Raw genomic sequence first — 26,986 nt, forward strand, 5'->3', positions numbered from 1 at the left:
GCACACCGATGACAGCGTGATGAGGGACCACGGTCTTCGCTGACAGAAGCAGGATCCCCCACGAAAAGGCTCACTCTCCCCATGACCTCGTTCCGCCAGGTCGCGCCCCAGCGATCGCAGAACCGTCCTCACACTCCTCGATTGATCTGGATCGCCGCCGCCGCGGCGGTCGTGATCGGATCGCTCGTCGTGCCGGCGCGTGCCGCTGCTGACGACGCGGACGCTTCACCGACTGCACCCGCCTCGCAGACGACGACCGACACCGGCCGGGGCTCCGACACCTGGACCGACAGCTTCACCCGACCCGCGTCCCGAGGGTGGGGCGAGGGCTACGTCTCCACACCCGCCTCGTCCGCATCCGTGAGCGACGACGCCGGAGTCATCCGGGTGCGCGGTGGTCACCGGACCATCCACGCGGCGACCGCCGCCGCGGCCACCGACGCCACCGTCGGTGCGACCATCCGCTCCTCGGCGGTCCCCACCGCAGGCTACGGCGTGACGACCATCGTGACCGCCCGCAACAGCGAGGTCGGGTCGTACGGTGCGCGGTTCCGGCTCGACACCCAGTCACGCGGAGTGCTCTCGATCGCGCGCTACGACGCGGACGGGGCGCAGACCGTGCTCCGTCAGGATCTGCTCCTGATCGGGGAGGTGGCCGCAGGTGCCGCTGTCCACGTCGAGATCAACACCGCCGGCACGGACGACGTGCAGATCCGTGCGCGCGCGTGGGTCGACGGCACCGATACCCCGGACTGGCAGATGACCGTGACCGACCGCTCGCCCGAGGCGGTGCGGTCGGCGGGAACCCCGGGGATCCAGACGTACATGTCGCCCGGCAATCGCCCGCTCGCGGTGACCGTCGACGATCTGAGCGTGGTCTCGGCCGACCTGCAGCCTGCGCCGGAACCCAGCCCTGCACCGGAGCCGGAGCCGACGCCTGCGCCGGAGCCCACTCCTGCGCCGGAGCCGACGCCTGCGCCCGAGCCCACTTCTGCACCGACCCCGACGCCGACTCCTGCTCCGGAACCGACACCTGTTCCGGAACCGACACCTGCGCCCGTGCCCACTCCCGCACCGACGCCGACTCCGCCCCCGACGCCGACGCCGACCCCCACACCGACGACCCCGCCGGTCACGCCGACCCCGCCGGTCACGCCGCCGGCCACCGGTGGCACGACTGCCGGTTCCATCGCCGTCGGGCAGACGAACTACACCGCTCCGGCCGACGCGATCTACGTGGTCCCGGCAGGCACGCGCACCTCGGGCACGGGCACGCAGAGCAACCCGGTGGCGGGCGCGCAGCGTGCGATCGACGCCGCACCCAGCGGATCGACCCTGGTGCTCCGGGCCGGCACGTACCGCGAGAGCATCGTGGTGCCGTTCTCCAAGAAGCTGACCATCCAGTCCGCGCCCGGCGAAGCCGTGTGGTTCGACGGCTCGCGGCCGGTCACCGGCTGGACCCAGTCGGGCAGCACCTGGGCAGCACCCTGGAGCACCTTCTTCGACCCGCGTGTGTCGTTCAGTGCCGGTCAGGATGAGACGAGCTGGTGGGTCAACAAGGCCTACCCGATGGCCGGATTCCCCGATCAGGTGTGGATCGACGGCACTGCGCTCGCACAGGTGGGCAGCCGATCGGCCGTGACCGCCGGCACGTTCTTCGTGGATCAGAACGCGAAACAGCTCGTGATCGGCAGCGACCCCGCAGGTCACGGTGTCGACGCGAGCGCACTCGCCAAGGGCATCAAGATCCAGGGCGAAGGAACGACCGTGCGCGGCATCGGCGTGCAGCGCTACGCCACGACCGTAGCGATGCTGGGCGCAGTGAGTGCCGAGGTCGACGGGATCACGCTCGAGAACATGGTGATCCGCGACAACGCGACCGTCGGTCTGTTCGCCTGGAACAACGACAAGACCTTCCGCAACATCACGGTCAGTGGGAACGGCCTGCTCGGGATCGCGGTGAACAGCGCCGACAGGCTCACGCTCGCGAACTCGGTCGTGACCGGCAACAACACCCAACGGTTCAACTACCAGCCGGTCGCTGCGGGAGTGAAGATGTCGCGCGCCACGAACGTGACCGTCACGCACAGCATCATCTCCGACAACGTGGCGGCCACCGGACTGTGGTTCGACGTCTCCAGCTCCAAGCTGAACATCACCGACAACGTGTTCGCCCGCAACGGTCGGGAAGGGCTCGAGATCGAGCTCAGCCAGAGCGCCGTGGTCGCGGGCAACTACGTCGTAGACAACCTCAACAGCGGCATGTTCGTGTTCGACTCGGGCGACGTCGACATCTGGAACAACACGCTCGTCGGCAACGGGCGCACGATCACGTACATGCAGGACGAGCGTCGGCAGGAGGTCGCGAGTCTCAAGACGGCGATCCCGTGGATCACGAGCGACATCGTGGTGCGCAACAACATCCTGTCGTACGGCGGTCAAGCGTGCCCGATGCTGACGCAGGACCTGACCACGCGCTGGTACGGGAACGACTTCGGCATCTCGCAGGATGCGAATCTCTATCACCGGGCATCCGCGTCGGCGCCGTCGAACTTCGCCTGCTGGGCGGACGGTCCGAACGGCACGCGCGGCTTCACGACGATCGACTCGTTCCGCGCTCAGACCGGCGGCGACGGCAAGTCCGTGCTCCGTGAAGGAGCGCCGGTCGTCGATCCCGCCACCTGGCAGCTCACGGCGGCGAACCCGGTGACGGGTGTCTACGCGCTGCCGCCGAACGTCGCGCTCGCCCTGCAGGTCCCGGCTGCGACGCGGACGGTCGGGGCGCTCGAGCCCCCGGTGACCGCTCGCTGATTCCGCTCACGCACGAGAAGGGCCGGATCGGGCCGCCGGTCCGGCCCTTCTCACTTCACGAGCAGCATGCGACGACGGAGACGGCCGGTGCGCAGCGCATTCGCGAGCGATACGGCCGCGAGTCCACGTCGGTCGTACTCGTCGAGCACGTCCGAGATCAGTGCCACGCGGTCGAACGGCGCGATCGCCGGGTCGTCGACTCCGTCTGCCGCGTCGGCGCGCGAATCGTGGGCGAGCACGATCGTGCCAGGGCCCACGCCCGAGGTGGCACGGGCCAGACGCTCGGCGTGCGAGGCGTCGCGACCGTCCAGCACGCTCGTCGTCCAGAGCACGGGAGTCATACCCGCTCGCCGCACGGCCGACCACGACGACACCGAAAGCGCGCCGTACGGCGGGCGGTACCAGCGCACGGTCGTGCCGAGCTGCTGCTCGAGTTCGGCTCGACCGTCGTGCAGCATCCGGCGGGCATCCGTGCGGGAGAAGGATGTCAGTCGGCGGTGGTCGGCTCCGTGCAGCGCCACCTCGTGCCCTGCGTCGACGATGCGCTGAAGGAGCTCGGGATGAGTGCGCGTGCGGGTCAGCAGGACGAAGAAGGTGGCGGTGGCTCCGCGTGCGGCGAGGGCATCGAGGATCCCTGGCGTCCACTCCGGATCCGGACCGTCGTCGAGGGTGAGGATGACGACCTTGCTCCGGGTCTGCACCCCGACGGCCGAGCGGAACACCGGTGAGACGCCCCGCAGGATGCGGAGGACTCCCGCTCGCAGGCGACGAACGCCATCACGGCGGGCATCGCTGCGGGCGTACTCGGGAGCGGCGGCGCCCAACGCCCCCTGCACGAGCCCGATCCCCCGCTGCACTTCGCGTGCGCCCCGTGCGCGACGCGAGAGTGACCCGGTCAGAAGCCCGCGCAGTCGCTTCAGCGTTCCGCGACCCATCCAACCGACACCCTTGGCCAGGTTGCGCACCCGCGAGATCACTCTGGCCGGGCGCCCTCCGGCCAGTCGCAACTCGATCACCGACTGGGTCTGGCCGTGATGGCGTGCGCGAGCCAGGGCGAACCTTCGGGTGGCGCGATCCTCGTCGAGGGAGTCCTCGGCGACCGACAGCGGGCACGCCACGACCGCGCCGCCCGCACGGACGATGGCACGCGTGAAGAGCGTGTCCTCGCCGCCCGACAAGCCGAGAGAGGTGTCGAACGAGGTGCCGAGAGCGCGGAGCTGTGCCAGGTCGAGGAGGAGGTTTCCGGCGCCGGCTGCGGGGAGCGATTCGCCGTCCTCGCGCAGCGGACGCGCGAACAGGCCGGATGCCAGCACCCACGGATCGGTGCCCTCGGGAAAGGCGGTGTGCACATGGCCCGCCACGGCGGCGGCGCCGGTGCGGCGCCAGGTGTCGACCAGGGCGCGCAGCCACTGCGGATGCGGCACCTCGTCGTCGTCGATGAAGGCGAGCAGATCGAACCCGCTTACGGCGTCGAGTGCATGCTGACGGGCAGCGGCGATACCGGGGGTCGGTTCGGGCGCATACGTCACCCTGACCCCGGGCGGTGGTGCGGTGGCGACGTCGCGGGCAGTGCCTTCGGGGTCATTGTCGATCACGAAGACCTCGGCCTCGAACCCTTCGTCCAACTCGGCGAACCGGTCGGGCAGCGCCGCGAGGAGGCTCGCCAGTCTCTCGGGTCGCCGATAGGTCGGGATGGCGACGGCGATCCGGGTGCCGCTCGTCATCGGCGAGCCCGTCGCAATGCCGCCGCCGCGCGGAACGCCTCGGCGTGTGCGGCGCCGACCGTGGACCACTCACGCTGCGAGAGATCCGGTGCGCCTTCCCTGGCATCGGCGACCGCCCCGCGAACGCGTTCGAGATCGGCGGCGGTGAGCTCATCGTCGAACAGATGCACCCAACGCTCGCCGACCTCGACCGCGAGCGCGCGGTTCACCACGTTGTCGGGGACCAGGATCGGTCGTGCCAGCGACAGCGCCGCCAACGCGGTGCCCGAATTGTGCATGTGCCGGTACGGCAGCACGATGAACTCCGCCTCGGAGATACGGCTCACGAGTTCGGCGTCGTCGAGGAAGCGGAAGTGGAACTCGATGCGGGCGTCCTCGTCGGCGAGCGTCGTGAGTTCGGTCTTCAGGTCGTCCGTGGAGGGACGCCCGGCGACGGACAGCGTCGACCCCTCGGCATCCAGCGCGCGGAACGCATCGATCAACTGTTCGACGCCCTTGTAGCGGCGGATGAGGCCGACGTAGCCCATGCGCCCCTCGACGGAGGCGGGAGCCGGGTGCGTCGCGAACCAGTCCCGATAGTGCCCGTGGAGGATGGTGCGGCGCGCATGCCCAGCGGGAAGAGGGGTGTCGTCGTTGAGCGTGATGGTCAGCGTCGTGAGCTTGTCGACACGATCCAGGAGGAAGAGGTCGATCCGCGCCATGTCGGAGGGGCGCTCCAGGTTGTGCATCGTCCGGACGATGGCGACCCGACTCAGCCGCACGCGGATCAGGAACGCAGCAGTGAGGATGCGTCGTGCGATGCGCCCGGAGAGGCGATGACCGCCGACGAGCAGCTCCGGCCAGTGCACATGGAAGACATCCAACCGGCCGAAAAGAGCGCGTTTCCAGCTGAAGAACGACAGCGCGATGCCCGGGGTCGCGTCCAACGACTCGCACAACTGCACCAGGTACGGGTTGGTGGTCGGGCGGAGACGGGTGAGCGACTCCATCACGATCAGCGGTCGACGGCGTCCCGCGAGGGCGGTCGAGTACCAGCCGCCCACGGTCGCCGGGAGCCGATCCTCTGCCCACCGCCGATGCGGGCGGCCGGGGTGCGACGAGGTGTCCCGGAGCGCCGCGGCGAGCCGGGAGGGCAGGTCGGGCGCATCGGCCTTCACCACGTGCGCATTGATGTGGGCGAGCGTCGGAGGCCCGCCGAGGTCGAGGCAGACCACGGGCAGCCCCATGGCACTGGCCTCACCGACGATCCAGCCCGCCTGGTCGTGCATCGACGGGAAGAGCAGGGCGTCAGAGGTCGCGAGCGTCTCGAGCGCCTCCTCGCGGGGGAGGTGCCCGAGGAACTCGACGCGGTCCTCGAGGCCGAGCTCCTTCACCATCCGTTCCAGGCGGGGACGCTCGTATCCCTCACCGAGGATTTTGAGGCGCCATCCCTCTGCAGCGGGGTTCGCGATGGTGTCGATGGCGAGAGCCGCGCCCTTCCAGGCGAGCAGGCGGCCGGCAAACACGGCGACCCGTCCCGATTCGCTGCCTCGATGCGGCGGGATCTCCTCGGCGAATGCCGCGTTCGGCTCCACGACGACGTACCTCGCGCGTCGGAACCGGTCGGCCACATCCGGGTTCTGGGCCACGACCAGGGCGGCGCGACGCGCGGTCGGGTCGCCCCAGATCGCACGCGGCAGAGCGGTGAGAGCGGTGCGCGCGATCTCCGTCACGGTTCCGCGCAGACCCAACCAGGGCCGCAGCGACCGCACGGGCACCGTGCTCGCTCCGCCGACGGGACCCCACACGACCGGGACGTCGAGGGCGGAGATGCCGCACGGCATCCAGTCGTTCGCGAAGGTCACGTGGTGTGCGAGGTCGAAGGTCACCTCGGCGTGCAGGCGTGCGGCGGTGCGGCCGGCGAGGCGCTGCCACAGCGCGTAGTACCAGTAGAGATCCCATCCGCGCCGCTTCCACCGCATGACGCGGGGGGAGAGATCGATGTGCACCACGGTCACCCGGGCGGCGAGCTCCGGCGCGTCCGCGAGAGCGGTCGCCAGGGCGTCGCGGAACCGTTCGCGCGTGAGGATCCAGACGTCTCCGGTCTCGGCGGCGGCACGAGCGATCGCCCAGCCTGCTGACGCCTCCGGGCCCATGTCGGGTCCGCAGGCGTACGCGCTGATCAGGATCCGAGGCCGTCGGGCCCCGCCCGCAGGGTCGACAACGGTCATTGCAAAGTCCTCCCCTTCGCCGAGTCCTCGGCTCGCTCCCCAGATGCGTGCCGCCGCGGCAAGGCATACTCTATCTGGTGGATACGGGCCTGCTCAGCGGGGTTCGACGGAGGGGACACGCCGAATGACGACCGAGAGCTTCGCCGATTCGATGAGGCGACTGGCGTCCGCGCAGAAGGGTCGCGCGAAGGGTGCGCCCGGCTACAGCGTGTACGTGAATCGGCCGGTCGGACGGGTCTTCGCCGCGATCGCCCATCGCCTCGGGATGTCGCCGAACGGTGTCACCACGGTGAGCGCCGTGTTCACGTTCACGGGCATCCTCGTGCTCGCTCTCGTGCCGCCCGCGTGGTGGACCGGACTGATCGTCTGGCTGCTCCTCGCAATCGGTTATGCGCTCGACTCCGCGGATGGACAGGTGGCGCGGTTGCGCGGCGGCGGGTCGATCGCCGGCGAGTGGCTCGATCACTTCATCGACGCGATCAAGATCGTCTCGTTGCCGATCGCGACGGCCATCGGGCTGTACCGGTTCACGGATGCGCCGGATCTCTATCTGCTGGTGCCGCTGGGCTTCGCGATCGTCGCGACGGCGACCTTCTTCGGCATGATCCTGAACGATCTGCTGAAGGCGTCGAAGGGCGTCGCCACTTCTGCACAGCAGGGCGGTGGTGGCGCGCTGCGCTCGCTCATCCTGCTGCCCGTCGACTACGGAATCGTCTGCCTCGTGTACGTGCTGTGGGGGTGGCCGCACGTCTTCGCCTACGCCTACGCCTTCTTCTTCGCCGCCGCGGCCGCGTTCTGCCTGCTCGCGGCCGTGCGGTGGTTCCGCGCGATGCGCGCCCTCGGGAACGAGGCCGCGCATGGCGGATGAGTCTTCCCTCGCGATCATCGTCGTCAACTACGGCTCATCGGCGCTGCTCGCGCGCAACCTCGTCGGCACGAGCAGGGCTCTCCGCGATGCCGCGGTCTACGTCGTCGACAATCACTCCTCCGTCGAAGAGGCTCGCCTCGTCCGCGAGCTCGCCGATCGCGAGGGGTGGGTCCCGCTGCTGCAGGACGAGAACCTCGGGTTCGGTGCGGGCGTCAACCGCGGTGTCACCGCCGCGCGCGCGGACGGCAGGACCAGGTACCTCCTGATCAATCCCGACGCGTCGATCGGCGCCGACGCCGTGCACCTCTTGCTCGAGGCGGTCGATGTCGCCGAGAAGATCGTCGCGGCACCGATCGTGGAGGACGGCGCGGGCCGGGTGTGGTCGGCCGGCCACGTGCTCGACCTCGACGACGGAGCCACGCACGGGCGTGCGTGGGCCGAGCGGCACCCCGACGCCCGGGTCCGGCGGTGGCTCACGGGTGCCGTGCTCATGATCAACGACGACGCGTGGACCGCGGTGGGCGGCTTCGATGAGGACTACTTCCTCTACTGGGAGGACGTGGACTTCTCGCTCCGTGTGGAAGACGTCGGGGGCCGGCTGCTCCTCGTGGAGGAGGCGAAGGCCGTGCACGACGAAGGCGGGACGCAGGGGATCGGTGACCCGGACGTGCACGCCAAATCACCCCTGTACTACTACTACAACATCAGGAATCGGATGCTGTTGGCGCAGAAGCTCCTGGACCCGGAGACCGTGCGCCGCTGGGATGCCAGCGCCCGACGCGCCGCCCGTGAGGTGCTGCTCCGCGGCGGCAGACGCCAGCTCCTGAAACCGTGGCGGCCGGTCGGTGCCGCATGGCGCGGATGGCGTGACGGTCGTCGCCTCGCCCGATGAGGCGAGAGCGCCGAGCTCGACCGGACGCGGTCGGATAGAATCGGCCCGTCCGTCGACACGGCGACGGCCCGGGGGGCAGGGAGCGGGACGATCATGGTCGAAGAATCTGGCGAAACGACAGCACGCCCGCGCTCGAAGGCGTGGATCTGGGTGGCCGCGGTCGCCGTGGTGCTCATCGCGGTGATCGTGTACTTCGTCGTCACGTCGAACTCGTCCGGCACCGCCGGGCCGACCACGAGCCCGTCGGCGTCGCCGTCGGCTCCGGCTCAGAGCGGCGAGCCCACGGATCAGCCGACCCCGGATCCGTCCGAGACTCCCGGGACGCTGCCCGAGCTCGCGCCGGTGGCGCCCGGCGAGCCGTCCGACAACGGCGAGGGACTGGTCGCGCAGATCACGGCCATGAAGTCCGTGCAGGGCGAAGCCGTGCAGGCCGGAGAGATCGCCGGACCGGCGGTGCAGTTCACGCTGAAGCTGACCAACGGGACGGGTGAGGCGATCGATCTCGGGTTCATCGCAGTGAACGCCTACATCGGCGAGGCGATGACACCCGCGGGTGGTCTCGTCAAGCCGGGAGCCGCGCCGTTCGAGGGCACGCTGGCCCCGGGGAAGTCCGCCGAGGGCGTGTACGTCTACAGCATCCCGGAGAACCAGCGCGACGACGTGACGCTCACGGTCGACTACCGCGCCGGGCAGCCAGCGTTCGTGTTCCGCGGCAAGGTCGGCTGAGGCCCCGCTTCTGTCCCGGAAACGGGGGTGTTTCGCACTGGACGTTGGGCTCTTGCCGATATGCCGGTGATGCCCTAGTATCAGCGCAGGGGTTTAGGTCGTCTATGGGAGGCGATCTTCAACAAGCGCACTTCTTTCGTGCGCCGTGCAGATTCTGGGGAGAAACAAAGTGCACATCAACTGGGGACGCCGTCTTGTGACGGCCGACAAGCGAGGGACTCGCCGCTCACGTGGCATCAAGATCGCGGGCGCCGTCGCCGTCGCCGCGGCGCTGACGTTCGGAGCGCTCACCGTTCCCGTCGCTGCCGTGGCCGATACGACGCCCGCCGCAGGCACGCCCGAGACGTATGCCGCCGATGCTCTGCCCACGGTGCAGATCGACGGTGTGGTGTACGCACAGGAGGTCGTCGGGAACACCGTCTACGTGGGCGGCAGCTTCGCGCAGGCCCGCCCCGCCGGCTCGCCCGCCGGCACGAACGAGACGCCGCGAGCCAACCTGCTCGCCTACAACCTGACCACGGGTGCGCTGATCACCTCATGGAACCCCGGCACCAATGGCACGGTCCTCGACATCAAGAAGTCGGCCGACGGCTCCCGCATCTACGTCGCCGGGATGTTCTCCCAGGCGGCCGGAGCGTGGCGCTACCGCGTCGCCGCCTTCGACACCGCCACCGGCGCTCTGATCACGTCATGGGCGCCCGAGGCGAACGGCCGCATCGACTCCATCGCACTCACGGACTCCACGGTCTACCTCGCCGGTGAGTTCACCACGATCAACGGCACCCAGCGCACGAAGGTCGCCGCCGTGTCGACATCGACAGGGGCCGTGACCGGATTCAACGCGGATGTGCAGGGCGGCTACGGCGCGAAGGGCATCGTCGTCTCGCCCGACCGCTCCAAGGTCGTCATCGCCGGATCGTTCACCACGGTGAACGGCTCCTCGAACCCCGGACGTGGCATCACCGCACTCGACGCGAACACCGGGACGCTGATGCCCTGGGCGATGAACAGCGTGCTCCGCAACGCCGGAACCGTCGCCGCCATGTACTCGCTCTCGTCCGACGGCGACAGCGTCTACGGCACGGGCTTCGACTACGGCGGAACCTCGCAGGACGGTTTCGAGGGTGGATTCCGCGCGAACTGGAGCGACGGCAGCCTCGTCTGGATGGAGGACTGCCACGGCGACAGTTATGACATCGCCCCCGTCGGCGACGCCGTCTACGTGGTCGGTCACCCGCACTACTGCGGCAACGTGAACGGCTTCCCCGAGACGAACCCGCGCTCCTACAAGCACTCCCTCGCGTTCGCGAAGGCGCCGAGCGGTCAGCTCATCACGAACGACACGCAGGGCTACCGCAACTTCGCCGGCCAGCCCTCGGGTTCGCTGCTGCAGTGGTACCCCGAGTACGTACCCGGCACCTACACCGGACAGTCGCAGGGTCCGTGGCAGGTGTCCTCCTCCGGTGACTACCTGCTCGTCGGCGGCGAGTTCCTCAAGGTGAACGGGGCGTCCCAGCAGGGCATCGTCCGGTTCGCCAAGAAGACCATCGCGCCCAACCAGCAGGGTCCGCAGGTGCAGGGCGGAGCATGGGTGCTCAACGCCGCATCCGTCCAGACCGGGGTCAACCGCCTCGCCTGGAGCGCGAACTACGACCGCGACAACCAGCTTCTGCACTACCAGGTCTTCCGCCAGGACAAGGGCATGACGACCCCGATCTACGAGACCGACCAGGCGTCGAACTTCTGGACGCGACCGGCCATGACCTATCGCGACAAGACAGCCGTCCCGGGGACCACCTACAACTACCGCATCAAGGTGCTCGACCCCTACGGCAACAGCACGCAGACCGACTGGACGCCCGTCACCACGGCAGCAGCCGGTGTCTCGACCGCCTACGACGAAGCGGTCCTCGCGAGCGGTGCCATCGACTACTGGCCCCTGAACGAGGCCAGCGGAACGGCCGGGTACGACTGGGCAGGTGGCAGCGACCTCGCGGTCGCCAGCGCGACCCGCGGAGCGACCGGACCCGTATCGACGAGCAAGGCGACCACGTTCAGCGGCAGCTCGGGCTCGGCCGCCAACACCACGACGCCCGTCGCCGGACCGCAGACCTTCACGGTCGAGGCCTGGTTCAAGACGAACAGCACCCGCGGCGGCAAGGTCGTCGGATTCGGATCCTCCGCGACCGGCAGCTCGTCGAGCTACGACCGTCACGTCTACCTCGACAACTCCGGACGCGTCACTTTCGGCGTCTACCCGGGCACGACTCGCACCATCTCCAGCGGGACCGGCTTCAACGACAACACGTGGCACCACGTCGTCGCGTCGCTGAGCCCCGCAGGACAGGTGCTGTACGTCGATGGCGTCAAGATCGGTGAGCGCACCGACACGACGACCGCGCAGGACTACACCGGCTACTGGCGGATCGGCGGGGACAACTACGGTTCTTGGCCGAACACCGGAACCAGCGCGTACCTGAGCGGTTCTATCTCGAACGTCGCCGTCTACGACCGGGCGCTCACGCGCTCCGAGGTCGACGCCCACTACGTGGCGAGCGGCCGCGCATCGACCATCCCTGCGGCTCCGGCCGACAACTACGGCAAGGCCGTGTTCAACCTCGACCCGACGCTGTACTGGCGACTCGGCGAGACCGGTAGCACGACCACCGCGGCCGACTCGGGCATCAACAAGTCGACGGGTACCTACACCGGGAACACCAGCGTGCTGGTGAAGGGGCAGAGCGGCGCGCTCTCGGGCGTCTCCAACACGGCCGTGCGCTGGGCGCCGACCACGGGGACCACGACCGTCCGCCTGGCCGGCACGAAGCAGTACGTCAACCCGCAGATCTTCTCGGCCGAGGCCTGGTTCAAGACCTCGACGACAGCCGGCGGAAAGATCGTCGGCTTCGGAGACAGCAACAGCGGCCTCAGCAGCAGCAACGACCGGCACATCTACATGACGCCGAACGGGAAGCTCAACTTCGGGGTGTACAACGGGGCGCAGAACCTCATCACCACGTCGGGCTCCTTCAACGACGGTCAGTGGCACCACGTGGTCGGCGAGCTCTCGCGCGACGGCATGGCGTTCTACGTCGACGGTGCGCTCGTGGGGACCAACCCGACCACCTCGGCGCAGGAGTACAACGGCTACTGGCGCGTCGGCAACGACAGCGGCTGGGGCGGCGCGACGACGTTCACCGGGACCATCGACGAGGTCGCGATCTACAGCACGCCGCTCACGGCCGCCCAGGTGAACGAGCACTACCAGCTCGGAGCGTTCGGCTCGGTCAACCAGCCCCCGGCGGCCGCTTTCAGCGCGATCCCGACGGACCTGGACGTCGCGTTCGACGCCTCCACGTCGGTGGACCCTGATGGCACCATCGCTTCCTACAAGTGGGACTTCGGCGACGGAACCACGTCCACCGAGGGGCCGACGACCGCGCACACCTACACGACGGGCGGCACCTATCAGGTGAAGCTCACCGTCAAGGACGACCGCGGCACGAGCGACACCATGACGCAGGATGTGACGGTCCGTGCCGCCAACGTCCTTCCGACGGCTGCGTTCAATGCCGTCACGACGGACATGAGCGTCGCGGTCGACGCCTCAGCGTCCTCCGACTCCGACGGCACGCTGGCGACCTACTCGTGGGCATTCGGCGACGGCGCTGTCGGCAGCGGTGTCACGGCGACGCACGTCTACACGACACCGGGCGACTACACGGTGACCCTCACCGTGACCGATGACCGGGGCGGCAGCGCGACCACCACCAAGACGGTGACCGCGGCGCTCGCACCGAACGTGCTGCCCACGGCGGCGCTCACGGCCACGATCGACAACCTCACCGCATCGCTCGACGCCTCGGCATCCGCGGATTCCGACGGTCAGATCGTCTCCTACGCCTGGAACTTCGGCGATTCGACGACGAAGACCACGACGACGGCGAAGACCACGCACGACTACACGGCGGCGGGCACCTACACGGTCACGGTCACGGTGACCGACGACCGGGGTGGCTCCGCGACGGCTTCCAAGCAGGTCACGGCCGTCGAACCGCCCAAGTTCACGGTCCTCGCCAGCGACCTCTTCCAGCGCACCACCGCCTCCGGGTGGGGTACGGCGGACAAGGGCGGAGCCTGGACGGCCTCGGGTGGCAACGCGAGCTTCTCCGTGAACGGCTCGGCAGGTCGTATCTTCTCCAACATCTACGACACCCGCGGCGTCATGCTGAACTCGGTCTCGTCCAAGAACTCCGACATCTCGGCGAAGTTCACGGTCGACCGGACCGGGGCGGGATACTCCTGGACGCTCATCGGCCGTCAGGCCGGATCGGACAACTACTCGGCACGCGTGCGGTTCGAAGCAGGTGACACGATGCGCATCTACATCCTCCGGGGTGAGAACGCGATCGGCGCCTCCTACGTGCTGCCCGGCACGTACACGGCCGGCACCGAGCTGTCGGTGCGGCTGCAGGTGACCGGCACCTCGCCGACGACCATCCGCACCAAGGTCTGGCGTTCGACGGAAGGCGAGCCCGCAAACTGGACGCTGTCGGGCACCGATACGACCGCGGCCATGCAGGCCAACGGTTCGGTCGGCCTGCTGACCTACCTCGGCGGCACGTCCGCCACGCCGAACGCGACCATGAGCATGAACTCGTTCACGGTGGTCGACCCGACCGCGCCGACGACGGCGAACCAGCTGCCCACGGCAGCGTTCACCCCGACGGTGGCCGGCCTGAAGGTGAACGTCGACGCTTCCGCGTCTACCGACCCCGACGGCACGATCCAGTCGTACGCCTGGGCCTTCGGTGACGGCGGAACGGCGACCGGCGCGACTGCGTCGCACACCTACGCGGCAGCCGGCACCTACCCGGTGAAGCTCACTGTCACCGACGATCGCGGAGGCGTCTCCACGAAGAGCATCGACGTGGTGGTCGCTCCGGCCGCGAACCAGGTGCCCGTCGCAGCGTTCACGCCGACCGTGACCGGACTCTCGGTGGCTGTCGACGGCTCGGCCTCGGCTGACCCCGATGGCACGATCCAGTCCTACGCCTGGACCTTCGGCGACGGCGGAACGGCCACCGGCGCGACGGCGACGCACGCCTACACAGCCGGCGGCACGTTCAACGTCACGCTCACCGTCACGGACAACAGCGGAGCGACGGGCACGATCACCAAGCCGGTCACGGTGGCTGCTCCGCCCGCGGCCGACGTGCTCGCAGCGGACGCCTTCGGCCGGACTGTTGCAGCCGGCGGCTGGGGTTCGGCCGACACAGGCGGGGCGTGGACGCTCTCGGGCGGATCGACCTCGTACTCGGTGTCGGACGGAGCGGGCAACGTGGCGCTCACCCCGTCCGCGACCCGGACCGCACGTCTGGGCCTGTCCACCACCGACGCCGTCATCCGCGTCTCGCTCTCGGCGGACACGGTTGCGACAGGAGGCGCCGCGACCGCGACGGTCATCGGACGCCAGGTCGGTGCATCCAACTACTCCGCGCGGGTCCGTTTCGAGGTCGGTGGTGCCGTACGGCTCTACCTGCTCCGCGACGAGGTCGCTCTGGGGTCGTACCTGATGCCCGGTGTCACCTACACGCCCGGTACAGTCCTGAACGTGGCGTTCTCGATCACCGGCACCAACCCCACCACGCTCTCCGCCAAGGTGTGGAAGGCGACCGATGTCGAGCCGGCCGCATGGCAGGCGACGGCGACCGACACGACCGCGGCGATGCAGGTCGCCGGCACGGTCGGTCTGATGAACACCATGTCGGGAGCATCCACGCTTCCGTCGACGGTGTTCCGCTGGGATGACCTGAAGATCACCAAGCCGTAATCACACGCACGACGATGCCGGGTCTCGCTTCATGCGGGACCCGGCATCGTCATTGCGCTGCCCGCCCCGAGCGGTGTCGAGCCACCCCTTGTCCCGGGCCACCCCTTATCGTGCCGAGCCACCCCTTTGCGCGCGTTCATACGGGGGTGGCTCGTACAGAGAAGGGTGGTTCGACGTCAGCGGGTGAAGCTGACGAAGTCCGGGTTGGCGGTGAACGACTTCGCGGGCTTCTTCTTCGGGACCATCACGAGTGCGACGGCCAGCACCAGCGTCGAGATGGACGTGGAGAAGAAGGGCGCGAAGAGCGAGTCCCAGAACACCTGGATCGCGAGGAAGATCGTCAGACCGCTCGCCTGCCGCCTGGCGACCTGCCCTGCCGTGCCGAGGGCGACGACCACGAGCATCACGACGAGCAGCGCCGCCCCGAAGATGCCGAATCTGATCCATAGGTCGCCGAGCATCGAATGGACCTCGAACCCGTTCCCGAACATGTACTTCTCGACGTAGCCGTTGTTCGGGTCGTAGTTGAGGCGTGCCATCCCTGTCTTCGCGATGAGCAGATCGACGCCGTTCGCCAGCGTGCCCGCTCCGAGCCCGAAGGGATTGGCGGCGATGAGCTCGGTCGAGGCGCCGAGCTCCGGGCGTCCACCGAGCAGGAGGGAGCCGGACTGGGCGATCTGCGCCTCGGAACGGACGGCGGCCGCCTTCCCGAACCAGCCCTCGAGGATGAACGACTGCAGTGCCGCATAGCCGATGACCGCGACGAAGCCGAAGACGGCGAGAGTACGGACCGTGGTGGAGCTCTTCGTGAGGCGCGCTCCCAGCGACTGCCAGAGGACCAGCGCTGCGGCCACGAGAAGCATCGAGCCCGCCGAGCGAGAGTCGTTCAACGCCGAGAATGCGGCGAGCAGCAGCAAGGCGGCGACTTCGAGCCAGATCTTCCGGGCCAGCATGCACAGCGCGAGCAGGATCACCGTGGCGGGGACGGACAGGTTGAACTTCCACACGTTGTCCATGTCGAGCCCGTGCGTCATGACCCCCGCCAGCAGGCCGAAGCCGTACCAGAGGGCTGTGGCGGCCGACCCCAGGATGCTGCGCACCCAGACGAGCACCCCGATGCCACCCACCAGACTGACGAGGGTCAGTGTGTTCTGCTGCAGCATCGAGTCGTTGGTCGGGTGATCACCCGCGAAGAAGTCGGTCAAGACGATGCCGCTGAGGATCGAGAGAGCGCCGAGCGTGATGATCGCCGAGCCGCCGCGCAGCCGCCACAGCGCCACGGCCCACACCGGCAACAGGAGGATGCTGAGGATGATTCCCGCGGTCACGCCCTGGATGACCGTGACGCGGGCCGCGAGGATGACGCAGGCGAGGGCGGCGAGAAGCTTCATGTCGGGGCATCTCCCGAATCCCGGGGTGCGCCCATCAGACGGTCCCGATGCCGTGCGGTGTAGATGGCGAACGGCACGATCTGGAAGACGAACACCGAGAACGCATTGGCGAGCACGGGACCGGTAGCGCCGAGAGACGGTGTGATGAGCAGCGCGAGCACGATCGTCGAGATCGTCATGAGGGCGACGGGGATCATCTGGAAGCGGATCCCGGCTTCGTCCATCAGGAACATCCCGAGGGGATACAGCGCGGCCTGGCAGACGACCATGAGGCCGAACGCGAGGACGGTGGTGCCCGCGACATCGATCGTGCCGTCGGTGATGAATCCGAACAGCCACGGTGAGACAGCCCAGACGATGGCGCAGATCACGGCCGCTCCCGCGGCGAACAAGGCGGCGATCAGATAGGGCCCTCGCGTGAGGGTTCCGCGCGAGCGGGAGCGGGTGAACAACGGCCAGAGCGCGAGGCCGCCGGCAGCGACGACGCCGTTGATGGCGAAGAACACCTGACCCACGGCTCCGTACTCCGCGACGTCGTGCGTCGAACCGGACTGGGCGAGGATGTAGCGCAGCAGTGCGACCGAGAGGGGCGCCGAGACGAGCTGCACGAGCATCGGCCAGCCGACATGCATGACGCGTACGCCCGGGACGCGACGGAAGCGGGGGATGTCGCGGATCGCGCGACCGAGCAGGGGCGACAGCGCGCCGAGGGCGAACCCGAATCCGACGAATGCGATCGCGATGCCCGAGACCATCGAGGTGAGCGCCAGGAAGGTGCCGGCCGACGGCGGGGCGAATGACACCAGCAGCCACACCAGCAGAAGGTTGAGCGGGCCCTGCGCCGCCTGGATCAGGATGATCCAATGGTTCTTGTGCAGGCCGAGCAGCACGCGCTGCCAGATGCCGAAGGGGATGCCCAGGCAGAAGATCGCCAGTGACACGAAGGCGGCGAGATCGGCGCCGGGGATGCTTCCGGCCTCACCGAGGATCGATCGCCATGCGCCCGTGAGGTAGAGGATCGCGTTGAGGACCATTCCGGTGCCCGCGAAGCAGACCATGATGCGGCCGACGGTCGTGAGCTGGCCGCGGATCGTGCGATCCTTGCGCGGCTCGTCGCTCACCGCGATGCTGTTCACGAGCACCGCCCCCGAACCGAGGTCCGAGAAGGAGATGAGTCCGGGAAGAGAGGCGACGAGTGTGTAGAGCGCGTAGTACTCGACCCCGGGGCCGCCGAGGATGAGGCGGACGGTCAGCACGCCGCAGACGAGGGAGATGGCCATCGAGATGGCCCTCGCTGCGAGTGCGAACAGGACGCTCATTCTTCGTCGGCGGCGGTCGCGCCGGTCTTCCCTGTCGGCGTCGGGCGAGACTTCTTCGACTTCTTCGACTTCTTCGTCGGCTCAGCACTCGACGTCGGTGCCGACGTCTCCGTTGCCGCCGCTGTGTTCGGGGTAGAGAGTCCGCCGGGACGCGACCACCTCTGCGTACGCGTCTCCGGAACGTAGTAGGGGCCGCGCTCGTTGCGCTTGACCGCGTTGAGCACGACGCCGACGACATCCTTGTGCGTGGACTTCAGGGTCGCCAGCACCGCGTTGATCTGCTTGCGACGGGTGCGGCCGGACCGGGCGACGACCAGCACGCCGTCGGCAAGGTCCGCGAGCCACAGGGCGTCGGAGACGACCAGCGCGGGGGCGCTGTCGACGATGACGTACTCGTAGCGTTCGCGCGCCTCCTCCACGATCTCGCGGAGCTTGTGCGAAGTGATCAGCTGCCCGGGGTTGGGGGCCGCGGCGCCACCGGCGATGATGTCGATGTTCATCGACTCGGAGTGCTGGACGGCCTCGTCGAAGGTGACGTCGCCGACGAGGATCGAGGTCACTCCGACAGCGCCTTCGAGCTGCAGCTGCGTCGCCACGGACGAGCGTCGCAGGTCGGCGTCGATCACGACGACGCTGTGTCCCGACTCGGCGAGGGCCGCGGCGAGTCCGATGCTCACAGACGACTTGCCCTCGTGCGGTGCCGACGAGGTCATCATGACGACGCGGAGATCGCGGTCCACGGCGACGTACTTGAGGTTGGCGGCGAGAGCGCGGAACGACTCCGCCGAGCGGCTGTCACGACTGCGCAGCATCGTTGAGAGGATCGTGTAGTTTCGCCGCCAGGCGACGATCTCGCCGAGGACCGGGGCGTCGGTCACTGCGGCGATGTCCGCACGCTCGGTGATCCGGGTGCCGAGCGCGCGGCGGAACAGGGCGTAGGCCACGCTCAGGGCGAATCCGATCGCGGCGCCGATGAGTGCGTAGAGTCGCGTGTTCGGGCCGATGGGGGCCTGCGGCATGCGTGCGGGCGCGATCGTCTCCAGACGCACCGCGGGGTTGTTCTCGGCGTCGCTCGGCGAGACCTGTGCGACGGCGGCGATGAGCGAGTCGGTGATCGCGGCGGCGGTCTCCTGCGCGCGCTCGGGGTCTTCGTCGGCGACGGAGATCTCGATCACGACGGTGTTGAGGGTGTTGACGACCGTGACGCGCTTCGCGAGCTGGGTCGCCGTCTCATCCAGGTCGAGTTCCTCGATCACGGGTGTCAGCACGAGGGGAGAGGAGGCCAGCACGGCGTAGGTCTGCACGAGGCTCTGCACGTAGCTCGACCCCTGGACCAGCTCGTTGGTGCTGTCGCCGCGCTGCGGGATCACCATGACCGCCGCCGTGGAGCTGTACTCCGGCGGAAGTGTCCGTGCATAGCCGAACGCCGCGCCCGCGCCGATGATCGTGAGTGCCACGATGACGATCCACTGGCGCCGCAGGGCGTCGAGATAGTCCTGCAGTGTCATGTCTTTCCCTCCCCAACGGCACGAGCATTCGTCTCCTGAACGGAGATGCTCGTGCCGAGCACTATTCTCCCCTGTTCAGGGGCGTGAATTCTCCTTGAAGCCTGAGTCTGTTGCTCCCGCAGCATGCTCCACCGTCTTCGTGACGACCCGGTGATAGCCGTCGAGCGAATGCCGGAGGTTCGCGGTGGCCGCGGCGGCCGACGTCTGCTGGACCACGGTGGGCCACTCGTCCACGAGTTCTTCCACCGCATCGGCCACGGCGCCGGGGTCTCCTGCCGCGACGATCCGCGTCGTCGGGTACCCTGCGACGGCCTCGCGGAGACCTGCCAGATCGCTCACGATCACGGGACGCTCGGCGAGGATCGCTTCGACGGCGGTGTTGCCGAACGACTCGTCGGTGCGGGAAGGGACCACCATCAGATCGCACGCGGCGAGGTGCGGCCAGACGTCCGCGTCGTACCCGTGCAGCGTCACCGCATCGCCGAGCCCCTCTGCGGCGATCGTGGTCGCCAACTCCGCGGCGTACCACTCGTAGCCGCGGAACACGTCACCGACGACATCCAGCCGGACCGTGCGTCCGCGGTCGCGCAGCAGGGCGAGGGCTGAGACCACCACGTCCGGACCCTTGCGAGGGGAGAGGCGGCCGACGTATCCGATGCGGATGCTGTCGAGTCGCGCTCGCGGGGGTGGGGCCGCGGCGGGACCGGGGATCGGGTTCAGGACGACGGTGGTCTTGCGGGAGAGCGCCGGGAGTGAGCGGCGCATGAGCTCCGCGGTGAACCGGCTGTTCGCGATCACCCGGTGTGCCCAGAGTTGCGGAGCGTAGAGGAAGGCGCGCAGCGCCCACGGCGAGTCGGCCTCGGCTTCGTGCACATGTGTGACGGTCGGCACGCCGCGAAGGCGCAGCAGCATCGGCCACTGCGGCAGGATCACGGTGCTCACGTAGGCGGCGTCGGGCCGGTGGTGGGAGATCAGCTGCCAGGAAGCGGTGAGGCCGCTGAATGCGGAGGCGAGCAGCTTCAGCCAGTTGCGGGGCTTCAGCAGCTGTTTGCGGAGCACGAACATCGCGCTCACGACCACTCGTACACCTCGATCCTCCAGAGCGGTCACCAGAGGCCCGCGCTCGGGCAGCACGGCGACCACCTCGTGTCCGGCGGAGACGAGACCTGCCGCCGACTCGAGCGTCACTCGATCGGCGCCGTAGAGTTCAGCGCCGGGATGGACGATGAGGACGAGCACGAGAATCCCCGATTCCTTCGTGATCAGATCCGCCGGAGAGCAGATCGGCGGCGTGTGAGATCATTCTTACCGTGTCGAGGTGGTCGTGCGGAAACGGCCGGCGCTGGGGCGTCACGACGAGTGCGGGGATGGGATTCGGTATGACTGAGAGCGTGTTGTTCGTGTGCGAGCAGAACGTCTGCCGTTCTCCGTTGATGGCCGCCGCCTTCGACGATGCGCTGCACTCCCACGGCTTGCCGGAGACCGGCGCCGTCGAGTGGGTGACCGGCTCGGCGGGTACCCAGGCATCGACGAGGCACTCGGCCTGCCGATACGTCGTCGCGATCGAGCCGGAGGCTGCCCACCACGTGTCCCATCGACTCGAGGTGGACGATGTCGAGGCGGCAGGCCTGGTCATCGCTGCCTCGCTCGAAGAGCGTTCGCTGATCGTGCAGCTGAGTCCGAAGGCCCGCTCGCGCACGTTCACGCTGCGGGAAGCGCTGTTGCTCGGTGAGCAGCCGATCGCGGCGACATCCCTCGCAGAGTATGCGGCGGCGCTGGCCTCACGCCGGGGGACGCTCGATCTACGACCGCGGCGCGGATTCCCGTGGATTCGCCCGGTGGATCGCCCGCTGGACGTGGTCGACGTGCACAGGCTCGGGCCCAAGCCGCATCGCAACGGGCTGTTGGCCGCCGACGCGGATGCGCGTCTGCTCGCCGCGCGGCTGCGACGGGATCTCTCCAGTTCGGTCTGATCCGCCGAGAGTGGTCCGCCGATCACCAGTCCTCCGCGCGCCGACGCGCTTTCCGCGCGGCACGGTGCACGCTGTGCCCCTGCGCGACCCGTCGCGCCAGGTCTTCGTAGGCGTCGGCGACGTCTTCCCACCGGAACATCGCTCTGGCGCGGTCGCGTGCGTCGGTGCCGAGCTCTTGGGTGCGACCGGCATCGGCTTCGGCCTCTTCGAACGCGCGCGCGGCGCCCTCCGGATCCTGGAAGAACCATCCGCTGTCGTCGAGCACTTCCCGGTTGAACGGCACATCGAACGCGATGACCGCGGTGCCGGCTCCCATGGCACGCAGCAGCGACGGGTTCGTTCCCCCGACAGAGTGGCCGTGGGCGTAGGCGAGCGCGTTCGCGTAGAGGGCATCGAGGAGGTCCTGGTCGTAGACGCCGCCTACCAGACGGATTCGCTCGTCGCCGGACGCGGCGTCGTGGATGCGCTGCGTGTACTCGCTGCTGTACGGGGCGGAGCCCACCACGACGAGGGGGAGCTTCGCGTCGCTCGCCCGGTACCCCTGCACGATCTCGAGCACGTGGTTCTCCGGCTCGAAGCGCGCGACCACCAGGTGATATCCGGCCGGTGTCAGCCCCATCTCCCCGACGCTGCGCTCCGGCAGGTCGTCCAGGATCGGTGCGCCGTAGCGGATGAGCTCGGTAGGGACGTCGAACTGGTGTCGGTAGTAATCCGCGATTCCCGGTGCGTCCGCGATCAGGGCATCGGCCGTGCGAACGCCGAACTGCTCGGCCCAGCGGTAGTAGGCCTTGCCGCGCGGGCCCCACTTCGATCGTCGCCACTCGAGTCCGTCCATGTGGAGAGCGACGGGCGCGCGACGAAAGCGGAGCAGGGGCAGGAACGGGGAGTTCGCTGCGTTGAACACGAAGGTCGCGTCGGGTCGGCGGCGGAACATGAGATGCAGAGCCGAGAGCCCGGTGTGGCTGAGCGTCTCCACCTGCTTCACGGGGACCGCGGGAAGGTGTACGACCCGCATGCCGAGGTACTCCTTCTCGCGCCGCTCCGAACCGCGGGTGTACACGACGACGTCGTGGCCCCGCTCGGCGAGACGGCGACCGACTTCCTCGATCGCCGTCTCGAATCCGCCGTATGCGGCGGGCACTCCTCGGGTCCCCACCATCGCGATGGTGAGGGGGCTCGAATTGCTCATCCGATCAGTATGCCCCGCTGGGTCGCACCATGACCTTCGCGGTGCGCCACATGATCTGCAGGTCGTTCATCACGGACCAGTTCTCGACGTAGCGCAGATCGAGGCGCACGCTCTCGTCCCACGACAGGTCGCTGCGGCCGGACACCTGCCACAGACCGGTGATGCCGGGCTTGATGTAGAGGCGACGGAAAACGGTGCCGTCGTAGGCGGTGACCTCGCTGGGCAGCGGCGGACGCGGGCCCACGACGCTCATGTCGCCGATGAGGACGTTCCAGAACTGCGGCAGCTCGTCGAAGGAGAGCTTGCGCAGGATCCTGCCGACACGGGTGACGCGCGGATCGTCCTTCATCTTGAACAGGAGGCCGGCGCCTTCGTTCTGCGCCTTGAGCGTGGCGAGCTGCTGCTCGGCATCGGTCTTCATGGAGCGGAACTTCACCATCTTGAAGCGGCGGCCGTCGCGGCCGACACGCTCCTGGAAGAAGAACACCGGACCGGGTGAGTCGAGCTTGATGAACAGCGCCAGCACGGGAGCCAGCAGTGCGATCGGGATCAGCGCCAGCGTGGCGACCGCGACATCGAGCGCACGCTTGAGCAGGTGCTGGCCGCCCTCGTAGGTCGGGATCTGCACCTGGATCAGCGGCAGTCCTTCGACGGGGGCGAAGGAGATGCGCGGACCGGCCACGTCGGTGAGCCTGCTCGACAGCACGAGCTCGGCAGCGGTCCCCTCGAGCTGCCAGCTCAGCTGCTTCACGAACTCGGGCTCGCCCTCGGGGCGGCTCGCCACGATGATCGTGTCGGCTCCGACCTCGGCGGCGACCGACGACACGGAGTTCACGTTCCCCAGAACCGGGAACCTCGTGTCGTCGATCTCGATGTCGCGCGCATTGCCGTCGAGGAGCGTCGCGCCCACCACCTGGTAGCCGGAGGCACCGATGGGGTGCAGAGTCCGGACCACGTACTCCACGTCGTCCCTGTTGCCGACGACGAGGGTGCGGGAGGCGAACCTCCCCTGGGAGCGCTGCGTCTGCAGCCAATGGCGCCACATCCACCGGGTCACGAGAAGCGTCAGCACACCGAGGGGCAGCCCCAGCAGCAGCATCAGTTGCATCGACTTCCATGCGAGCAGCACCGCCACGATGGCGATGATCCCGAAGGCGAGTCCGCTGGCGTGTGCGACGCCGCGGTACTCGGTGGCACTCGCGCGGAACAACGCGGCGTCCCGCGTGTGCAGCGCACTGAGCATGAGGTACCACAGGGCGGCGAGGGGGATGCCGTCGCGCAGGACCTCGAACCCGGAGACACCGGTCGCCAGTTGGACCATCGCCGTCAGACCGACCGCGAACAGGATGACTGCAGCATCCGTGATCCGCAGCTGCATCCGATAGCGGCGCTCCCACTGGCGGCGCCTCTCGAGCGTCGCCGAAGCGCGCGGCGTGACCACCGTGCGCGTCACCGACTTGGTGGCGCGCGGGGCCGCGACCGGCACGAAAGCCGTGCGAGTGATGCTCAGGGCATCCTCGACGGAAGTCATGCCGAGGCCCCTTGAGCCGTGAATGTACGCAGATATCCCCAGTGCGTCATTTGATTCCCCAGATTCCCCAGACCGTGAACCCCACGTTCACGGCATCGTCTGCATCCCGACCCCTCGGGTCCTGCTGAAACCCTTCGTGATTCCCACATCACGGAGTGCGTTTTCGCCGTCCCACACGGCGATCGCTGACAGCAGGCACTGCAGACTTCCTTCACTGTAGCGGAACTTGACCCTCATAGGAAGGTATTTCTGACGAATGGATGAATCCGTGTCGAGGCCGGCGGCTATCCTTTCGCCGTGACCGCCAACACCGACGCCCCGCGCTTCCGACTGCACTCGATGAGGCCGCGTGATCCGGACCAACCGCACCGCACGGCGAGCACCCTCGAGCTCTTCTTCGACCTCGTCTTCGTGGTCGCGGTGAGCATCGCGTCGGCCCAGCTGCACCATGCGCTGAGCCACGGCGACTTCGTCCACGGCATCACCTCCTATGCGATGGTCTTCTTCGCGATCTGGTGGGCGTGGATGAACTTCACGTGGTTCGCGACCTCGTTCGACACCGACGACTGGCTCTACCGCGTCACGACCTTCGTGCAGATGGGCGGTGTGCTGGTGTTCGCCGCGGGCGTCCCGCGCGCGTTCAACGAGGGCGACTTCACGATCCCCGTGCTCGGCTACGTCGTGATGCGCGTCGCCATGGTGGCGCAGTGGCTGCGGGCATCGCGGTCGGCCGGCCCGCTGCGCTCCGCCACCCGTCGCTACGCGTTCGGCATCGCGGCCGTGCAGGTGCTGTGGATCCTCTTCCTCCTCATCCCCACCGGGCCGTTCCAGCTGATCGCGTTCGTGGTGTTCGCTCTCATCGAGATCGCGGTGCCCGTGTTCGCCGAGCACCGCAGGCAGACACCCTGGCACCCGCATCACATCACCGAGCGCTACGGACTGTTCACGCTGATCGTGCTGGGCGAGAGCCTGCTCGCATCCGCGAACGCGATCATCGACGCACTCGAGAAGGTGGAGAGCCTCGGGCCATTGATCGCGATCGCCGTGCTCACGCTCCTGGTCACGGCGTCGCTCTGGTGGATCTACTTCTGGCCGCCGCATCACCGAGCGATCACGACGTTCGGCCGGTCCCTGCGCTACGGCTACACCCACTACTTCGTCTTCGCCGCCGCCGCCGCGTTCTCGGCGGGCATCGAGGTCGAGCTCGACGTGCTCACCGGGGAGAGCCACCTGTCCAACGTGGCGGCGTCGTTCACGGTCACCATCCCGATCGCGATCTTCCTGCTCGGCATCTGGTGGATCGCGATCCGTGAGAACGCGGACCGCGTCGTGAACACCGTCCTGCCGATCGGTGCGCTGCTGGTGCTGTTGGATCCGGTCCTCCCGATCCCGGTGACGCTCACGGCGCTGATCCTCGTCGGCATCGTGGTGGTGCTGGTGCTCCGTCCGCCCACGCCGCGAGCCATAGACAAGGCATAGGGCAGGCAAAGGCTGCTGATCGGATGCTCAGCGACTCTGGTGGCGTACACCCGTCGTCCACCGAGAGGAGCCGATCATGAGCATTCCCGAACCCACCCAGACGCCCGAGGGGCCGGCCTACGAGGGGCGCCTGCTCGACCGCGCGGATGAAGAGGTGGTCGATCAGGGGGCTGCCTTCGACATCCGCACGCTGATGAGCAGGCGCGGCGTGCTCGGTCTCGCCGGTCTCGGCCTGGGGGCCGTGGTCCTCGCGGCCTGCGCTCCTGTCGCCTCGGGCGGAACGTCGAGCACGCCCACACCGGCGGCGATCGCCAGCGGTGACACCACCGCGGTGACGGAGATCCCTGACGAGACTGCAGGACCGTACCCGGGCGACGGGTCGAACGGCCCCGATGTGCTCGACAACTCCGGGATCGTGCGCCGCGACATCCGCTCGTCGATCGACGGCGGGGCGACGGCCGACGGAGTGCCGCTCACCTTCACGCTGAAGATCATCGACATCGCCGGCGGAGGCGTGCCCTTCGCCGGTGTCGCCGTGTACGCCTGGCACTGCACCGCGCAGGGGGAGTACTCGATGTACTCCTCGGGCTTGGAAGACGTCACCTACCTGCGCGGCGTGCAGGTCGCCGATGCCGATGGCACGGTGTCGTTCACCTCGATCTTCCCCGGCTGCTACTCGGGACGGTGGCCGCACATCCACTTCGAGGTCTACCCGGATGTCGCGTCGATCACCGACTCGACGTCAGCGATCGCGACGTCGCAGCTCGCGCTACCCGAAGAAGCATGCACCTCCGTATACGCCGAATCGACGTACTCGGGGTCCGCGGCGAACCTCGCCAGGATCACGCTCGCGAGCGACAACGTCTTCGGTGACGACTCCGGCGCGCTTCAGGTCGCCACCGTCACCGGGGACGTGTCGGCCGGGTATGCAGCCACCCTCGTGGTCGGCGTCGACACGACGACGACGCCCGCAGCGGGGAGCGCGCCCGGCGGACAAGGAGGCCCCGGAGGCGGCGGGCAGCCGGCGGGGTGAGGGGAGGGTGGGTTCGAGTCCGCGAGCGCGCTCTGCTATCCTGAACATGCAACGTGTGTGCATCGCCCCTCTCGGCCGCCACGTCGCCACTGATCAGGGCCATCACGGACCGCGCACATCGATGCGTGCGGAATCCGCCCTCGATCTCACGATCTGCGGAGCGCCTGTGCGCGCCCGCCACACAGCAATGAGCATCACCATGAGCACCACCACCCTTCCCCCCTCCGATCCGTTGACCTGGAAGCAGGCCGACACCGATGTGCACGTCGCGACGCGCGCCGGCGAATTCGCCGGGTTCGTCGAGTTCGACGGCACCGCGCACCTCGTGCGCGACAACCACGGCGCGGAGCTCGGCGCATTCGACTCCCTCGACGAGGCCTTCCGCGCGCTCGAAGACGGGCACGAGCCCGCCCCGAGCGACCCCGGCTTCGCCCGGATGCTGCCCCGCGCCTGGCGTCGTCGCGCTCGGCGGGCCCGCGCCTGAGCGCGGCGCCGACAC

The 26,986-nt window shown here is 68.5% G+C and carries 17 protein-coding genes; 9 read left to right on the forward strand and 8 right to left on the reverse strand.

Annotated features, from left to right (window positions below; translation table 11 throughout):
- The first annotated feature begins 141 nt into the window (after window positions 1–141).
- Window positions 142–2,811 carry a right-handed parallel beta-helix repeat-containing protein gene (locus WFM69_RS05890; RefSeq protein WP_337002634.1) on the forward strand — a complete coding sequence of 890 codons (2,670 nt, stop codon included), beginning with the start codon at window positions 142–144 and terminating at the stop codon, window positions 2,809–2,811.
- 50 nt (window positions 2,812–2,861) lie between these two features.
- Here the strand turns inward: WFM69_RS05890 and WFM69_RS05895 are convergent, their stop codons facing one another.
- Both WFM69_RS05895 and WFM69_RS05900 read right to left on the reverse strand, forming a co-directional pair.
- Window positions 2,862–4,535 carry a polysaccharide deacetylase family protein gene (locus WFM69_RS05895; RefSeq protein ID WP_337002636.1) on the reverse strand — a complete coding sequence of 558 codons (1,674 nt, stop codon included), beginning with the start codon at window positions 4,533–4,535 and terminating at the stop codon, window positions 2,862–2,864.
- Window positions 4,532–6,745: a glycosyltransferase family 4 protein gene (locus WFM69_RS05900; RefSeq protein WP_337002638.1), complete on the reverse strand. Its 2,214-nt coding sequence runs from the start codon at window positions 6,743–6,745 to the stop codon at window positions 4,532–4,534. The genes WFM69_RS05895 and WFM69_RS05900 overlap by 4 nt, the downstream gene beginning before the upstream one ends.
- A 124-nt stretch (window positions 6,746–6,869) precedes the next feature.
- Here WFM69_RS05900 and WFM69_RS05905 point away from each other — a divergent pair, with 124 nt between their 5' ends.
- From WFM69_RS05905 to WFM69_RS05920, 4 genes are all read left to right on the forward strand, one after another.
- Window positions 6,870–7,613: a CDP-alcohol phosphatidyltransferase family protein gene (locus tag WFM69_RS05905; RefSeq protein WP_337002640.1), complete on the forward strand. Its 744-nt coding sequence runs from the start codon at window positions 6,870–6,872 to the stop codon at window positions 7,611–7,613.
- Window positions 7,603–8,505, forward strand: coding sequence for a glycosyltransferase family 2 protein (locus tag WFM69_RS05910; RefSeq protein WP_337002642.1), 903 nt, complete (start codon window positions 7,603–7,605; stop codon window positions 8,503–8,505). The genes WFM69_RS05905 and WFM69_RS05910 overlap by 11 nt, the downstream gene beginning before the upstream one ends.
- A gap of 93 nt (window positions 8,506–8,598) precedes the next feature.
- A complete protein-coding gene (locus WFM69_RS05915) occupies window positions 8,599–9,231 on the forward strand; it encodes a hypothetical protein (RefSeq protein ID WP_337002644.1) in 633 nt (210 codons plus the stop codon).
- 169 nt (window positions 9,232–9,400) lie between these two features.
- Entirely contained in the window at window positions 9,401–15,064 is a 5,664-nt protein-coding gene (locus tag WFM69_RS05920) for a PKD domain-containing protein (RefSeq protein WP_337002646.1), read from the forward strand.
- A gap of 176 nt (window positions 15,065–15,240) precedes the next feature.
- Here the strand turns inward: WFM69_RS05920 and WFM69_RS05925 are convergent, their stop codons facing one another.
- From WFM69_RS05925 to WFM69_RS05940, 4 genes are all read right to left on the reverse strand, one after another.
- Window positions 15,241–16,455: a hypothetical protein gene (locus WFM69_RS05925; protein WP_337002648.1), complete on the reverse strand. Its 1,215-nt coding sequence runs from the start codon at window positions 16,453–16,455 to the stop codon at window positions 15,241–15,243.
- Window positions 16,452–17,774, reverse strand: a complete 1,323-nt coding sequence (locus WFM69_RS05930; protein WP_337002650.1) for a lipopolysaccharide biosynthesis protein — start codon at window positions 17,772–17,774, stop codon at window positions 16,452–16,454. Before WFM69_RS05930 ends, WFM69_RS05925 begins: the two co-directional genes overlap by 4 nt.
- A complete protein-coding gene (locus WFM69_RS05935; RefSeq protein ID WP_337002652.1) occupies window positions 17,771–19,282 on the reverse strand; it encodes a polysaccharide biosynthesis tyrosine autokinase in 1,512 nt (503 codons plus the stop codon). The genes WFM69_RS05930 and WFM69_RS05935 overlap by 4 nt, the downstream gene beginning before the upstream one ends.
- Window positions 19,283–19,357: 75 nt before the next feature.
- A complete protein-coding gene (locus tag WFM69_RS05940) occupies window positions 19,358–20,521 on the reverse strand; it encodes a glycosyltransferase (protein ID WP_337002654.1) in 1,164 nt (387 codons plus the stop codon).
- Between the two features lie 140 nt (window positions 20,522–20,661).
- Between WFM69_RS05940 and WFM69_RS05945 the strand changes: the two genes are divergently transcribed.
- On the forward strand, window positions 20,662–21,255 hold the full coding sequence (locus WFM69_RS05945; RefSeq protein WP_337002656.1) for an arsenate reductase/protein-tyrosine-phosphatase family protein: 594 nt from the start codon (window positions 20,662–20,664) through the stop codon (window positions 21,253–21,255).
- Window positions 21,256–21,277: 22 nt separating this feature from the next.
- Here the strand turns inward: WFM69_RS05945 and WFM69_RS05950 are convergent, their stop codons facing one another.
- Window positions 21,278–22,444, reverse strand: a complete 1,167-nt coding sequence (locus tag WFM69_RS05950; protein ID WP_337002658.1) for a glycosyltransferase — start codon at window positions 22,442–22,444, stop codon at window positions 21,278–21,280.
- 4 nt (window positions 22,445–22,448) lie between these two features.
- The gene (locus tag WFM69_RS05955; protein ID WP_337002660.1) at window positions 22,449–23,975 is read right to left on the reverse strand and encodes a sugar transferase; all 1,527 of its coding nucleotides are present in this window, start codon (window positions 23,973–23,975) and stop codon (window positions 22,449–22,451) included.
- A 339-nt stretch (window positions 23,976–24,314) separates the two neighbouring features.
- Between WFM69_RS05955 and WFM69_RS05960 the strand changes: the two genes are divergently transcribed.
- The 3 genes from WFM69_RS05960 (at window position 24,315) to WFM69_RS05970 (ending at window position 26,971) form a co-directional block, all read left to right on the forward strand.
- Window positions 24,315–25,454 (forward strand): low temperature requirement protein A, encoded by a 1,140-nt coding sequence (locus tag WFM69_RS05960; protein WP_442928401.1) that lies wholly within the window; start codon window positions 24,315–24,317, stop codon window positions 25,452–25,454.
- A 76-nt stretch (window positions 25,455–25,530) separates the two neighbouring features.
- Entirely contained in the window at window positions 25,531–26,487 is a 957-nt protein-coding gene (locus WFM69_RS05965) for an intradiol ring-cleavage dioxygenase (RefSeq protein ID WP_337002664.1), read from the forward strand.
- 199 nt (window positions 26,488–26,686) lie between these two features.
- Window positions 26,687–26,971: a hypothetical protein gene (locus WFM69_RS05970; RefSeq protein ID WP_337002667.1), complete on the forward strand. Its 285-nt coding sequence runs from the start codon at window positions 26,687–26,689 to the stop codon at window positions 26,969–26,971.
- The last annotated feature ends 15 nt before the right edge of the window (window positions 26,972–26,986 follow it).

This window comes from Microbacterium sp. LB12, from assembly GCF_037150835.1.
Lineage (GTDB): Bacteria > Actinomycetota > Actinomycetes > Actinomycetales > Microbacteriaceae > Microbacterium.